At 37.6% G+C, this 12,986-nt stretch carries 17 protein-coding genes; 10 read left to right on the top strand and 7 right to left on the bottom strand.

Annotation, left to right across the window (positions count from 1 at the left end):
• Positions 1 to 97 precede the first annotated feature (97 nt).
• The 3 genes from glpX (at position 98) to FS802_RS29665 (ending at position 2,221) form a co-directional block, all read left to right on the top strand.
• Complete coding sequence (gene glpX, locus FS802_RS29680) at positions 98 to 1,069, top strand: class II fructose-bisphosphatase (RefSeq protein ID WP_000439090.1); 972 nt, start codon at positions 98 to 100, stop codon at positions 1,067 to 1,069.
• A 16-nt stretch (positions 1,070 to 1,085) separates the two neighbouring features.
• Positions 1,086 to 1,352 carry a DUF3055 domain-containing protein gene (locus tag FS802_RS29675; protein ID WP_000392616.1) on the top strand — a complete coding sequence of 89 codons (267 nt, stop codon included), beginning with the start codon at positions 1,086 to 1,088 and terminating at the stop codon, positions 1,350 to 1,352.
• Positions 1,353 to 1,723: 371 nt separating this feature from the next.
• On the top strand, positions 1,724 to 2,221 hold the full coding sequence (locus tag FS802_RS29665; RefSeq protein WP_144525670.1) for a cytoplasmic protein: 498 nt from the start codon (positions 1,724 to 1,726) through the stop codon (positions 2,219 to 2,221).
• A gap of 42 nt (positions 2,222 to 2,263) precedes the next feature.
• Here FS802_RS29665 and FS802_RS29660 read toward each other — a convergent pair whose 3' ends face one another.
• Complete coding sequence (locus tag FS802_RS29660; RefSeq protein ID WP_002008894.1) at positions 2,264 to 2,575, bottom strand: YutD family protein; 312 nt, start codon at positions 2,573 to 2,575, stop codon at positions 2,264 to 2,266.
• Positions 2,576 to 2,690: 115 nt separating this feature from the next.
• Between FS802_RS29660 and FS802_RS29655 the strand changes: the two genes are divergently transcribed.
• Positions 2,691 to 3,269, top strand: coding sequence for a YhcN/YlaJ family sporulation lipoprotein (locus FS802_RS29655; protein WP_098654923.1), 579 nt, complete (start codon positions 2,691 to 2,693; stop codon positions 3,267 to 3,269).
• 37 nt (positions 3,270 to 3,306) lie between these two features.
• Here FS802_RS29655 and FS802_RS29650 read toward each other — a convergent pair whose 3' ends face one another.
• Positions 3,307 to 4,038 (bottom strand): MerR family transcriptional regulator, encoded by a 732-nt coding sequence (locus FS802_RS29650; RefSeq protein WP_144525668.1) that lies wholly within the window; start codon positions 4,036 to 4,038, stop codon positions 3,307 to 3,309.
• A 99-nt stretch (positions 4,039 to 4,137) separates the two neighbouring features.
• Here FS802_RS29650 and FS802_RS29645 point away from each other — a divergent pair, with 99 nt between their 5' ends.
• A complete protein-coding gene (locus FS802_RS29645) occupies positions 4,138 to 4,953 on the top strand; it encodes a YhfC family intramembrane metalloprotease (protein WP_048561665.1) in 816 nt (271 codons plus the stop codon).
• A 22-nt stretch (positions 4,954 to 4,975) separates the two neighbouring features.
• Here FS802_RS29645 and FS802_RS29640 read toward each other — a convergent pair whose 3' ends face one another.
• Positions 4,976 to 5,419: a hypothetical protein gene (locus FS802_RS29640; RefSeq protein WP_144525667.1), complete on the bottom strand. Its 444-nt coding sequence runs from the start codon at positions 5,417 to 5,419 to the stop codon at positions 4,976 to 4,978.
• 135 nt (positions 5,420 to 5,554) lie between these two features.
• Here FS802_RS29640 and FS802_RS29635 point away from each other — a divergent pair, with 135 nt between their 5' ends.
• On the top strand, positions 5,555 to 6,109 hold the full coding sequence (locus FS802_RS29635; RefSeq protein WP_098088605.1) for a histidine phosphatase family protein: 555 nt from the start codon (positions 5,555 to 5,557) through the stop codon (positions 6,107 to 6,109).
• A 74-nt stretch (positions 6,110 to 6,183) separates the two neighbouring features.
• Complete coding sequence (locus FS802_RS29630; protein ID WP_144525665.1) at positions 6,184 to 6,663, top strand: YbaK/EbsC family protein; 480 nt, start codon at positions 6,184 to 6,186, stop codon at positions 6,661 to 6,663.
• 20 nt (positions 6,664 to 6,683) lie between these two features.
• Here FS802_RS29630 and lipA read toward each other — a convergent pair whose 3' ends face one another.
• Positions 6,684 to 7,580 (bottom strand): lipoyl synthase, encoded by an 897-nt coding sequence (gene lipA, locus FS802_RS29625; protein ID WP_000166376.1) that lies wholly within the window; start codon positions 7,578 to 7,580, stop codon positions 6,684 to 6,686.
• A gap of 189 nt (positions 7,581 to 7,769) precedes the next feature.
• On the opposite strand from lipA, the gene FS802_RS29620 reads away from it, so the two are divergent.
• The gene (locus tag FS802_RS29620) at positions 7,770 to 8,753 is read left to right on the top strand and encodes a M23 family metallopeptidase (RefSeq protein ID WP_000944679.1); all 984 of its coding nucleotides are present in this window, start codon (positions 7,770 to 7,772) and stop codon (positions 8,751 to 8,753) included.
• 36 nt (positions 8,754 to 8,789) lie between these two features.
• Here the strand turns inward: FS802_RS29620 and yunB are convergent, their stop codons facing one another.
• From yunB to FS802_RS29605, 3 genes are all read right to left on the bottom strand, one after another.
• On the bottom strand, positions 8,790 to 9,521 hold the full coding sequence (yunB, locus tag FS802_RS29615; protein ID WP_048561668.1) for a sporulation protein YunB: 732 nt from the start codon (positions 9,519 to 9,521) through the stop codon (positions 8,790 to 8,792).
• A 54-nt stretch (positions 9,522 to 9,575) separates the two neighbouring features.
• Positions 9,576 to 9,878 (bottom strand): YunC family protein, encoded by a 303-nt coding sequence (locus FS802_RS29610; protein WP_000248463.1) that lies wholly within the window; start codon positions 9,876 to 9,878, stop codon positions 9,576 to 9,578.
• Between the two features lie 65 nt (positions 9,879 to 9,943).
• Positions 9,944 to 11,335, bottom strand: a complete 1,392-nt coding sequence (locus FS802_RS29605; RefSeq protein WP_144525663.1) for a bifunctional metallophosphatase/5'-nucleotidase — start codon at positions 11,333 to 11,335, stop codon at positions 9,944 to 9,946.
• A 345-nt stretch (positions 11,336 to 11,680) separates the two neighbouring features.
• Between FS802_RS29605 and FS802_RS29600 the strand changes: the two genes are divergently transcribed.
• Together FS802_RS29600 and FS802_RS29595 are read left to right on the top strand one after the other, a co-directional pair.
• Entirely contained in the window at positions 11,681 to 12,010 is a 330-nt protein-coding gene (locus FS802_RS29600; RefSeq protein ID WP_048542314.1) for a PadR family transcriptional regulator, read from the top strand.
• Positions 12,010 to 12,738, top strand: a complete 729-nt coding sequence (locus FS802_RS29595; protein WP_098708232.1) for a VanZ family protein — start codon at positions 12,010 to 12,012, stop codon at positions 12,736 to 12,738. Before FS802_RS29600 ends, FS802_RS29595 begins: the two co-directional genes overlap by 1 nt.
• Positions 12,739 to 12,986: the final 248 nt, after the last annotated feature.

The raw sequence follows: 12,986 nt of genomic DNA, 5'->3' as shown, positions 1-12,986 counted from the left end.
TTCTTCTGAAAAAATCGACAATTTTTCGAATTCACCTTTTCTCTGTTATTTGTTATAGTTATATTTGTATGATTTTTGAAATTGGAGGAATGGAATCTTGGAACGTGAACTCGCACTAGAAATTGTCCGTGTAACAGAAGCAGCAGCATTAGCATCCGCACAGTGGATGGGCCGCGGAAAGAAAAACGAAGCAGATGATGCAGCAACTACAGCAATGCGTGATATGTTTGATTCAGTAAACATGGCAGGTACAGTTGTAATCGGTGAAGGAGAACTTGATGAAGCACCGATGTTGTATATTGGTGAAGAACTAGGAACAGGTAACGGTCCAGAAGTAGATATCGCCGTTGATCCATTAGAAGGTACAAACATCGTTGCAAAAGGTCTTGCAAATGCAATGGCAGTTATCGCAATCGCAGATAAAGGAAACCTTCTTCATGCTCCTGATATGTACATGGAAAAAATCGCGGTTGGTCCAAAAGCAGCTGGTAAAATTAGCTTAGATGATCCAATTGAAAAAACAATTGAAATTGTAGCAGAAGCTAACAATAAAAAGATTCGTGATCTAACAGTTATCGTGCAAGAACGTGAACGTCATCAAGATATTATTGACCGTGTTCGTGCAAAAGGTGCACGCGTAAAATTATTTGGTGATGGTGATGTTGGTGCGTCAATCGCAACAGCACTACCTGGAACGGGTATTGATTTATTCGTAGGTATTGGCGGAGCTCCAGAAGGTGTTATTTCTGCAGCAGCATTAAAATGCCTTGAAGGTGAAATGCAAGCTCGCTTAGTTCCAATGAACGAAGAAGAAGAAGCTCGTTGTCGTGAAATGGGATTAGAAGATCCTCGTCAACTTCTTATGTTAGATGACTTAGTATCTGGGGATGATGCAATCTTCTCAGCAACTGGTGTATCTGCTGGTGAGTTATTAGACGGTGTTAAATTCCTTGGTGGAGATTTAGCTGAAACATATTCTATCGTTATGCGTTACAAAACAAGAACGGTACGATTCATTAAAACGCATCACCATTTAGATCATAAACCACACTTAAACTTAGATATTTAATAAAGGAGCCATGTGTATGGAAGAACGTTTCTTTCTGTACGACGATACAGTCGCTACAAGAACTCGTTTCGTTAGCTTTATGGGAGAAAATGAGCGTCATGATTTAGCGCTTTTATACTCCGATCGTCATTACGGTAAAACAATTGTCCTAGATATGCAGCGCAATAGATTTGCAATCATCGGTCCTGACGATTTAAACGAACCAGGCTACTTAGAGCATGCATTTTCTATGACTGAAGAAATTGCAGAAGAACTACGCTCATTTTTATTTGAACTTATATAATTTATCGTAGACACCAGCTATTTTAGCTGGTGTTTTTTCACTGTAAGTATTTTGAATTTTCAAACCTTATGTTATAATTAAGAATAAATCTATTTGGATAGAAAGGACGTTATCTACGTATGCCGACATTTACTTTGTAATGGACCAGCAATTGGATAGCATTACTCTCAAAAAAGCACCGTGCTTTTTCAAGGGAGTAGTCTGCCCATTCCCATTACAAGGAACGTAACGCATCTGTAGTATGATGTTTACGGAGGTTCCTCTTTGGGGAACCTCCTTTTATTTTTGTCTATTTCTCATGTCTTCATACTACAAGACATCCAAATAGCTGTATTACGTTCCTTTACCACTACTATAAGAGGTGAAGGAAAATGCAGAAAGTACAACTTTCTTGGAGTTTATATGAAAATGAACAAGGTACAATTGAAAAGTATTGTAAAAATTGCAGACGCACTACCCTATTTACTGACACGAATATTCGTAGGCATAACGCCAACGGAAAAAATATATACCGCTTTGCCATTTATAAATGTCCGAAAGATCATACGTGGAATCAAAAACTTCATATTTATAAAGCATTTACTGATCACGTTGAAACAGTCGATATGACCCAGCAGGATCAAACAGAAACAACTACTACCATTTCCATTACACATCATAAAGAAAGTGGCGTAGCTGAAATTACAATCGTATTAGATATCGTTTTCGGTTCCCACCGAATGGATAAAGCTTTATCCACATATATTTCCGACTGGAGCCGTACACTCATTGTGGATAAAATTAAAAATGGGGATATTCAATTGAACGGACAACAAATGAAACCAAATGCAATACTTTCTGAAGGCGATTCTATTTCGATTTGTTTGTGAGCAAGTATAAAAAAATCCTCTTACAATCGTAAGAGGATTTTTTTATTTCTTCACTTTTCGTAATACGAAGTGTGCACAACCGAAGTTACAGTACTCGTATAAATATTCCGTTAACGTACTAATTTTCGTATCATATGTCGAACGTTGATTACTATCATCAAAGAAACCGCGCAATCTAAGTTGCTCATAACCCCAGTCCCCAACGATATAATCATATTTATTTAAAATTTCTGCATAACGCTCTTTAAATGCTTCTTCACTAAAACCGTCACGAAAGTTTTTAATTACTTCGTACTGCACATTATTAATGCTCACCGTAGCATGCATCTCTTGCTCTTGCTTTTGCTCCATCATTAACTTCCTCTCTAAGCATTCTTCTTTTTATCGTATCACAAAGCATACCAACCAACAATTTCAAATACAAAAAATTGAAAATTAGTGCATGCTATGGAGAAGGAGGTGATACATCGTGAAAAAACAAATTATACTCTCTCTCCTCACTCTTTCCTTATTCGCAGGCTGTCAATCATCTAATAAAGCCGAAATGGAACGTGAAGAAGGAAGTCGTGTTCTTGTTTCCAATAAAAACGACATGTATCATACGGAAAATACAAATACAAGATTAACGAGAGTCGGTTATTCATCTAAACAAAAACATGAAGTATCTAACAAACAAGTAGGAGCCATTAACCGTGAGAAAGTCGCTGAAATGATTACAGGCATGACAGTCAAACTTCCTGACGTTACAAACGCTGCTACGCTCGTTACCGATGATGAAGTATTTGTTGTATACCGTGCAAACACAACGGATCCAAAACTCGTAGCAGATCAAGTATATAAAGCTGCTTTGTCCATCGTCCCTCGCTATTATAAAGCATATGTATCAACAGACCAAAAGTTGATTTCTCAAATTCAAGGGCTTCAATCTGGCGCATTAAATGATACAGAATATACACAGAGCCTCGACATGCTAAAGCGAGAAATGAGCAAAAATCCTCATTTAAACAATACGGGGGATCAAACTTTGAATGATATGATTAAAAAATAAAGAAGATGGAGAAAACCTCCACCTTCTTTATTTTTGGCTATTTCTTACGATCCGCATAAACCTCCATCGCATCACACATAAACTGTGCTAACCCTTCGCCAAACTTATCAATATTTTTCGTAAAGCGCTCATCAGCGACGTACATTTGACCGAGTCCTTTAAAAGCATCTAATGAATATTCTCCTAAGTTTTGCAAGTAATCGTACCATACTCCTATTGCTGCCTGTGCCTCTTTAGAATCTGGTGCGCCGTGTCTAAGGGCCGCTAAATTTCTGTAAATCGTATTGAACTCCTCTTGATTATCTTTTGACATACCTTTTGCATATTTGTTCGCTTTATCTACAGCCGCGTCTCCCCATCTTTCACGCGCTTCTTCTTCGTACGGATTCTCGCTGAAATCGAAGCCTTCAAATTTCTCTTTATTCGTCATTTCAATCTCTCCTTTTGTATGCTGAATTGTTTTATCAATCGTCGCAATCACTTTATCTAACCTAGCACGCTTTTCAAGAAGCATTTTCTTATGAAGCTGTAGAGCTTCTTCTCGGTCAAATGATGGACTCCTGATAATTTCTTTAATTTTCTTCAAAGGGAAGCCTAGTTCTTTAAAAAATAAAATTTGCTGCAATGTCTCTAAATTTTCATTGGAATATAGACGATATCCAGACTCTGTCGTCTCGTCTGGGGTTAATAACCCAATTTCATCGTAATGATGCAGTGTGCGCACACTAATTCCAACTAAATTAGCTACTTCTTTTACCTTCATTGTCATGTGTATCTCCCCCTTAATACATACGATAAAGTATGACGCAACGTTAGAGTCAATAAGTACATTCATTTTTTGTTAAAAGTTTCATCTCTCCCATATTTCATGCATAATAGATATGTACATATATTAGAAAGCGGTGAAAGTATGGTTTCAAGTACGGTAATTGCCAGTATCACAATTCAACTTGTGCTTTCGATTCTGGTACCTATTATTGCGTTTGTTTATTTTCGTAAAAAATATCATATTAATTGGAAAGTAGTCGGTGTTGGTGCTCTTATTTTTATTGGATTTACCCAAATTCTCGAGACACCGTTCCACCTATTTATGCGCGGGAATCCGGCAATCGCTCCAATTTTAGAAAATCCTTTTGTCTTTGCACTTTATGGCGGACTAACCGCTGGTATTTTTGAAGAATTAGGACGTTTCGTTGCCTTCTTCTTCCTACTAAAAAAATATCAAGAATATAAAGATGGTTTTGCTTACGGAATAGGTCACGGCGGGATTGAATCCATTTTAGTCGGCGGATTCTCCGCATTACAGACACTTATATTCGCAAATGCTATTAACAACGGTAGCTTCGCTCAAATGGCAGAAAAACTACCACAATTAAATGTTATAAAGGATATGTTAATAGAACAACCTGCTTATTTATACTTCCTTGGCAGCTTGGAAAGAATTATGGCTCTTGTACTGCAAATTGCCTTTACGATGCTTGTCTTATACGCAGTAAAACAGAAGAAATATATCTTCCTTGTTTACGCTATATTATTCCACGCATTTGTAGACTTTTTCGCGGCACTTTACCAAACAAAAACAATCAACATCTTTGTTGCAGAAGGAATTACCCTTCTCTTCACAATTGGTGCTGTCATTCTTATTCGTAAAATGAAAGAGAAATTAATGAGTGTGCCAGCGTAAAAATAACCCACCAGTTGGTGGGTTATTTTTTATATGGATTATCATAGTGATGATAGCTTTTTCCCTCTTGTAGCTTCCTCTTCGTTTCTGCATCTATAACAATGTACTTACGAAATTCGTCTGCTTCATTTTGAGAAAAGGACGCGAAAAAATAAACTTGGCGATCAGGGTGAATAAAAGAATCTTGGAACACCACACTACTCCGACAACCCACAGCTGTTTTTTGTAAGAATGAAAATTCTTCATCAGGCACTTCTTTAAATGAGATTTTTTTTCGAACGCTATATGCTGCATTGTTGTATTCTTTATAGATTTTCTTATCTAACTGTCCGTAAAACACATCCTCATTCACAAATGGCTTATTTCGATTGCTTGGATAATTTAATTTTGCATTCGATTCTGCATATGTTGTGGACAAGTGTATAAAAAAACAAAGACCGAATATAATACATATCATTTTTTTCATCATTACACCTCAAATGTTCATTTATCCACATTACTTTTCCACATATTTAGATCAATATGCCGTTTCCAATAAAAAGGAATTTTTTCCACATTTGTCGAAGTATATAAGCGTCAACTTGAAAGATGGGGATGAATTATGAAGAAATTGATTGTAATACGACATTGTTCAGCAACTGGACAAGAACGTGATGCCGAATTAACGATTGCAGGAAAAAATCAAGCAAACACTCTTGCTACATTCCTCTTAGAAAACCAACCACAAATAGATCATATTATTTCAAGCCCATTTGTGCGAGCTATCGATTCTATTCGGCCCTATGCGCTTCAAGCTAACTTGTCTATCCAAGAAGACGAACGATTAGCTGAACGCATATTAAGCGACGTTCCAATGGATGATTGGTTGCAAAAACTAGAATCTACTTTTACAAATATAGATATTGCCTTTTCAGGCGGAGAGTCAACAAAACAAGCGACGGATCGAGCTATATCACTTATCCAAGACGTTTTAAAGTTAAACCATACTACAACACTACTTGTTACACACGGCAACTTACTCACGCTCATTTTAAAGCACTTTGATCATACGATCGGCTTTATTGAATGGAGAGCTTTAACGAATCCTGATATTTACGAAATTACACTCGATAAACAATGTATCCTAAAACGATTATGGGAAGCACCGTCCAAGTAATATCTCTTTCCAACACATTCAGTTGACGCCACGAGAAGAAACTGTACTAACAATAGAAAGGGGTATCACTCCATATGTACGAAGATGTACTTGCTTTACTACATAAAACAAATGCTTCTTACGAAAAGTTTGAACACGAGCCAGTACTCGATTATGAAACAGATCGTATCGTACGTGAAAGGCTTGGCTTACACGGCACTCCAAGTAAAAGCTTATTTTTAAAATCAAAGTCTGGAGATTATTACGTATTTTTTACGTTAGAGGGCACAAGGCTCAACCGAGGAGAGATGAAAGAAATAACAGGAGAAAGCTTATCTCTCTGTTCTCCTGATGAGCTAAGAGAAGAAACAGGCTGTACTCCAGGATGTGTAGCTCCTTTCGGTTATTCACAACATGTAACGATTATTGCGGATAGCGCTATTTACGCTTACGATAAAATTTTAATTACACCTGGTGTACCTGAATTTACAATTGAATTATCCACAGAGGAATTAAAGAAAATCTTATTAACATGCCCAAATACTGTTTTAGAATATAAACAAAAAGAGAGCTAATGATTAGCTCTCTTTTTTCATTATTTTGCTTCTGCTACTTTTTCTTTTGCAGAACGTACTTGCTCGTCCGCATGGTAAGAAGAACGCACAAGTGGACCAGCTTCACAGTGACTAAATCCTTTGCTAAGCGCAATTTCTTTAAGCTCTGCAAATTCTGCTGGTGGATAATATTTAAGAACTGGTAAATGCTTCTTAGATGGTTGTAGGTATTGTCCAAGAGTTAAAATATCCACATTGTTTGCACGTAAGTCATCCATTGCTTCAATTAAATCTTCTCTCGTTTCACCTAAGCCCACCATAATGCTCGATTTAGTTGGAATATCAGGCTGCATTTCTTTTGCTCGACGTAAAAACTCTAATGAACGGTCATATTTTGCTCTAGCGCGAACTCGGTTAGATAATCGACGTACTGTTTCAATGTTATGGTTTAAAATATCTGGTTTTGCATCCATTAACATTTTTAAGTTTTCTTCTACTCCACCCATATCAGATGGTAATACTTCGATTGACGTAAATGGATTTTTGCGACGAACAGCGCGTACTGTTTCAGCAAAAACAGCTGCTCCCCCGTCTTTTAAATCATCACGTGCAACCGCTGTTATAACAACGTGCTTTAAGCCCATTTGTACTACAGAATCTGCTACGCGTTCTGGCTCTTGTAAATCAAGCTCAGTTGGTAAGCCTGTTTTAACCGCACAAAAACGACAAGCACGTGTACAAACCGCACCTAAGATCATAAATGTTGCTGTTTTCCTTACAGCCCAGCATTCATGAATATTCGGACACTTCGCTTCTTCACAAACTGTATGAAGATTCTTAGAACGCATCATTTTCTTTAAGCCTGTATAGTTTTCATTCGTGTTTAACTTAATTTTCAACCATTCGGGCTTGCGCTTATATTCTGTTTGTTTTGTCATGGTTATCAACTCCGCACAATATGAAATAGTTTACCGTGTTCGCTTCTTTCAATGTAACATATCTATTCTAACGTATGAAAGCGATTTGCTCAAATGAAGATTCTAAGATTTTTTCCAATCGTTCCCTATAATGAAATACTCCGTATATCCCACACTAAAAAGAGTGATGTTGTGAAAGGAGTCTATTTCATGCTTCGAAAAATTTCTCTTTTGCTTTCGATTTGCTTTCTTCTCCACCAAAACATCGCTTACGGTGAAGATAATCAGCAAAGCATATACGAAAAGCGCATGGCACTATATAAAGAAACCGAGCAATCTTCAGGCATTCCGTGGTATTACTTAGCTGCAATGGATCAATATGAAAGAAATATACGGAGCGTAAGAAAAGATATTCCGAAAAAACCAGATGCCATCATTTCCCTTTATTTCAAACCAGAAATATGGGCTGGACCCGTTAATATTAACGACACTCTTCCCCATACAATTTCTCTATTTGGCGGGATGGGTTTAGATGGTGACAAAGATGGATTTGCAAATGCAAATAACGACCGTGATCTTTTGCATACAGCAGCAACGATTTTAAAGAAACAAGGACCGTCCGAAGACCGTATTCACATTATGCTTTGGGAATATTATAGACGTGCGAAAACAGTTGAATTAATTACCGAATACGCCCGTATTTATAAACATTATGGACGTATTAATTTAGAAGGAAATGCTTTCCCTCTTCCGATTCGTAGTGACCATAGCTACCGTAGTACTTTCGGTGCTGGAAGAAGTTTTGGGGGAAGGAGAGTTCATGAAGGAACCGATATTTTTGCAGGCTACGGCGTACCAGTAAGATCCACTTGCTATGGCATTATTGAAACAAAAGGCTGGAACCGTCTTGGCGGATGGCGCATCGGCATTCGTGACCTTCATAATAACTACCATTATTACGCTCATTTAGGCGGATTCTCAAAGGAAATACAGCTTGGACAAATTGTTGAGCCCGGAAAAGTAATCGGATTTGTTGGTAGCACCGGTTACGGCCCTCCCGGCACAGCTGGAAAATTCCCGCCCCACCTACATTTCGGCATGTATAAAGACAATGGTTATACAGAATGGGCTTTCGATCCATACATGCATTTAAGTCTTTGGGAGCGAAAAGAACGCGCGAATACAAAGCGATAACCGTAGCAATATGCTACGGTTATTTTTTAAATTCGGCTAACTATCCGTTTTCTTTTTATCAGGTACAACAACACTCCCGCTTCCATAATAAGTAGGCACTTCCCCTTGAACAATGCGCGTTGCAATCGGAACGTCTTGCTTCACTGTTATTTCTTTCGTATGAAATGGAATAATCACTTGCAACGTGACTTCCATCTCCATAATAATTTGAATCGCTGTCGTATTGATCCCGTGCGGTTCAATTTTTTGTTTAATATCCGTATTCACATGGCCAATCGTCGTGAAATCAATTGGAATGTCGGGTCCTATATTCCCAAGAAGCGCATTATCCGTTACACGACCAAAAGGAACTGCCATCGTTGCTCCATTTTTTTCAGAAATACCTAGCCCCTTCAAATCACCTTGTTCTACTTGCTGTAAATATTTTTCTATGTATGTGGTCGTTGACGTTACGATTTCATTTACTTGCTTTGTATTTAAATTAATTGTGGATACTTTCCCGTTTTTATCATTTTGTACTTTCATTAATGAATCGACATCGAACCCTTCATTAATTCTGTCTTTTACCGCCTTCGTCATAACCGCTGTCGCCATTTTATGCGCCTCTACTTCTCCATATTTAAGTAATGTCGGCTGAATACTACTATTCACAATCCATAACCCTTGCACGAGTAATATGACAAAAAGAATAAACGACATAAGCAGTATGTGCCGAAAGGAAATTGGTCCCCTTCGAAACCGCGAATTTTTCGAACGAAATATACTCATAAAAAACCCTCCTTCTTATATCATTTCTATGCAAGAAGGAGGGACGATATATGCTTATCTCATTTTTAATAATGCTTCTTTTCCGATTGTGCCTGCCGTAATACCTAATGCTTCGGCTTCAATCGTTACTGATTCTAGCGGTGCTTCAAGAAGTTGTTCAATCGTTCTTACACCAACCGCACGGCCAGCAATAATACCTCGATCACCTAACTTCTCATTTAAAAGACCTACATCTAATGCACCGCACATAATATATCCTTTATCGCTCATTACAGCTAGCAAATTTGTCTTTGGAAGTTTGACGCTAACCGCAATAAACGTATAATTATCGATTATAATTGGCTCCACATTAACCATAGTTCACACTCCTCTCTTTCTTATCTGTATGACAAGAGAAAAATGAGTGTTACAAGTTAACTAGCCTATAGTTTGACAGAAGATGTATGAGTTATCAACACGTCTGTTAACACATCTCTGAGTAACTCTGGCATATAATATTGTTTGTCAGCAAGTGTGGATAGCTCTGGGTATAAGTATCCGAATGTAAACATATCAATCGTTCCTACCGTATATATACGATCTAATTCCAGCGATTCCCCGTTAATCAATACATCTTCCAGTAAAATTTTATTCCCAGGAATCGTATCTGGAACGACTTCTACACCAGCATAAATCATTTTTCCCATCACTTTTCCGCGAAATCCGAATCCTTTTACCTCAAGGTTCTCCATATTCGGGCGACGCGCTTTCAAAATAACTTCTCGTAACGTTTTTCCTGGCACTTTTAATAAACATGGATTAATTGGATGTGGACAAATTCTGTGAATATCTCCGCGCGTCACAACACCTTCCTCTAATCCTTCAAGAAGTACACCCGCATTCACCATTCCAATCTCTGCACCACACCACGTTTTCAGCGCATTTGCTAACATGTGAGAAAATGATGTCTCATGAAACCAATCGACCGGTAATGATTCCTTTAAATGAACGACAGGCTCTGCCATAATATGTTTACTTTCTTCCTGCAGCATTTCAATTGTGGATAACGGTTTGCTATAAGCACCTAAACGTTCTGTCTTAATCGCTCTACCGTCCTTTTTCAATAACTTCTTCTTCTCTTTATCCACAGTGAGCTGAACGTGCCCAACGTAACGTCCCCACTTTTCACAACAACAAAGTAAAGTATTATTCATAAGAACGCCACGCTCAAATAAATGGTGCGTATGTGCACCTAAAATAACATCTATATCATAATGCTCTGCCATATACTCATCCATGCTTTTTCCAAGATGAGAAAGGACAACGGTAATATGAGCCTCATCTCGCACTTCTTCTAAAATAGACTCTAAATGGATAAGCGGATCTTCAATATGCCAATCGAGCATATGATAAAACTCTGGGTACGCTACTGTTAGTCCGATAAAGGCAATCGTAATTCCATCTGTCGTTGTATGTAATTTATAAGGCTTTGCCCACTCCGGACGTACACCTTCTTTTTCAAATAAATTCGCAACGAGCACCTCAAATCCAGCATCATCATATAGACGATTCAAATGCTCCTTCGCTAACGTAATTCCTTCATTATTTCCGATTGTTACATAATCATATAACGCCTCATTCAAAAGCTTCGTATTGCCAAGTCCATTCGTCGCTTCCGAAATACTATGAAAACGATCCACATGATCGCCGATATCAACCGTCAAAACGGTCTCTCCCGCTTCCTGTCTTCGCTTTTTCTCCCCTTGTACAAACCGAGAAATTTGCGGCCAATTTTCAAAATGACTATGTATATCGTTTGTATGATAAAGGTGGATGATTGTTTCTTTATTTATATTCAGAGAAAAAACCTCCTCTCAGTTCCTTACTGCCATTTACGCTACACGTACGCAATAATCCTGTAAATACTTTTCGTCTTTTCTTGCTATTTTACATTGTACTCGCATTATAAGAAAAAGCCAAAGGTTGCCCTTTTAATATGAGAAATTTTATTTTTTCAAATCTGTGGATTAGTCAGAGGGGCGACATTTGTCAGTAAGTTTGTTGGGCGGCTTGGCGAAGAGTGTTTTACCAACTCCTATATGGAGGATTATTCTACATATATACCTTGTAATACGACATATGTCGTGTTACAATTTCCTCATAAGGTGGTGAACCATAAAATGGATAAAGAGATATTAAAAGGAAGTATTGATATTTTACTTCTCTCCATCATTAAACAACACGATACGTACGGATATGAAATTATTCAAAAGCTAAAAGAAAACAGCAACGATCTATACACGATGAGCCAAGGTACACTCTATCCAGCACTCAAACGTATGGAACAAAAGGATTTAATCAATTCCTACTGGGGTGAATCTGAAACTGGTATGAAACGAAAGTTTTATCGCATTACTACGAGCGGAAAGAAAATTTTAGAAGAAAAACTAACAGCGTGGGATTCAGTTACAGCTCTTATTAAAACTTGTCAGAAAGGAGCTTTAAATTAATGACGATTGAAGAATACATAACGAGTATTGTTCAAAAAACAAACCTAGCGCAATCTGATAGAGACGAACTATACTTCGAAATTTATGATCATCTTACAAGCTTAAAACAAGAATTTCTCGATCAAGGAAAATCTGAGGAAGAAGCTACTACATTAGCCATTCAAAATTTTGGAGAAGCCTCTACTTTAGGAACTGAAATTGAAAAAGCGATGCAATCTTCTACGCAAAAATATGTACAGTGGATTGGCTGGGGATTATTTTTACCGTATTCATTTGTTTTGTTATTTAAACTGTTACTCGGGAGACCAGCTTTTTACTTTGGTAATCTGAAGTACTTCTTTGAAACAGGTGACTGGCATTCTATACACGGTGGGTTAATAAACTTAGTTCCTTTCAGAAGTACAATCCGCTATTTAACTGAATTTGATTCTTATAATCTAGACATCGTACTTATGAATACATTAGGAAATGTCATCATATTTATCCCATTCGGATTCCTTCTACCTTTATTATTTAAACAAATAAACAATGTAAAAATGGCATCAAAAATTTTCATTAAGTTTATTTTATTAATTGAATCGTTACAACTCCTTACTTTTACTGGTGTTTTCGATATTGATGACATCATATTGAATATGTTAGGTGCTTTAATTGGATATGGTTCGTCCATTGGGATGAAACATGTTTGGGAGCGTATTAAATCTGTGGATAAGGTGGATACGATTTAGGTTTGGGGTTTACGAGCTGTTCTTCCTGTCGTAATTTGTTGATAAGTCGATATCCCTTGTCGAATCGTCGATATATTTGAATAATCGCTGATATATCTAGCTAAACACCCGCCTGGGTATCCCATCCTGACCTGAATCGACCCAAGCACAACATAAAAAAGCGCCCTGCACTGCAGTGACCCCTGTCAAGTAGACAGTATTAAAAAAGCGCAACTAAGCAACCTGAGTTCTATATTTATATGGACTCA

It is taken from the genome of Bacillus sp. DE0042, assembly GCF_007680225.1.
Classification (GTDB): Bacteria; Bacillota; Bacilli; order Bacillales; family Bacillaceae_G; genus Bacillus_A; species Bacillus_A wiedmannii.
Note: the sequence above shows the minus strand (reverse complement) of the source record. Positions and strands in the feature narration are given on the sequence as shown.

Excerpts from the sequence above, each read along its gene's own strand:
- FS802_RS29675 (WP_000392616.1), top strand. The coding sequence starts at position 1,086 with ATGGAAGAACGTTTCTTTCTGTACGACGATACAGTCGCTACAAGAACT.
- FS802_RS29595 (WP_098708232.1), top strand. The coding sequence starts at position 12,010 with ATGACGATTGAAGAATACATAACGAGTATTGTTCAAAAAACAAACCTA.
- FS802_RS29650 (WP_144525668.1), bottom strand. The coding sequence starts at position 4,038 with ATGACAATGAAGGTAAAAGAAGTAGCTAATTTAGTTGGAATTAGTGTG.
- yunB (WP_048561668.1), bottom strand. The coding sequence starts at position 9,521 with ATGAGTATATTTCGTTCGAAAAATTCGCGGTTTCGAAGGGGACCAATT.
- FS802_RS29665 (WP_144525670.1), top strand. The coding sequence starts at position 1,724 with ATGCAGAAAGTACAACTTTCTTGGAGTTTATATGAAAATGAACAAGGT.
- FS802_RS29660 (WP_002008894.1), bottom strand. The coding sequence starts at position 2,575 with ATGATGGAGCAAAAGCAAGAGCAAGAGATGCATGCTACGGTGAGCATT.
- FS802_RS29600 (WP_048542314.1), top strand. The coding sequence starts at position 11,681 with ATGGATAAAGAGATATTAAAAGGAAGTATTGATATTTTACTTCTCTCC.
- FS802_RS29630 (WP_144525665.1), top strand. The coding sequence starts at position 6,184 with ATGTACGAAGATGTACTTGCTTTACTACATAAAACAAATGCTTCTTAC.
- FS802_RS29635 (WP_098088605.1), top strand. The coding sequence starts at position 5,555 with ATGAAGAAATTGATTGTAATACGACATTGTTCAGCAACTGGACAAGAA.
- FS802_RS29610 (WP_000248463.1), bottom strand. The coding sequence starts at position 9,878 with ATGGTTAATGTGGAGCCAATTATAATCGATAATTATACGTTTATTGCG.
- FS802_RS29620 (WP_000944679.1), top strand. The coding sequence starts at position 7,770 with ATGCTTCGAAAAATTTCTCTTTTGCTTTCGATTTGCTTTCTTCTCCAC.
- lipA (WP_000166376.1), bottom strand. The coding sequence starts at position 7,580 with ATGACAAAACAAACAGAATATAAGCGCAAGCCCGAATGGTTGAAAATT.
- FS802_RS29645 (WP_048561665.1), top strand. The coding sequence starts at position 4,138 with ATGCATAATAGATATGTACATATATTAGAAAGCGGTGAAAGTATGGTT.
- FS802_RS29640 (WP_144525667.1), bottom strand. The coding sequence starts at position 5,419 with ATGAAAAAAATGATATGTATTATATTCGGTCTTTGTTTTTTTATACAC.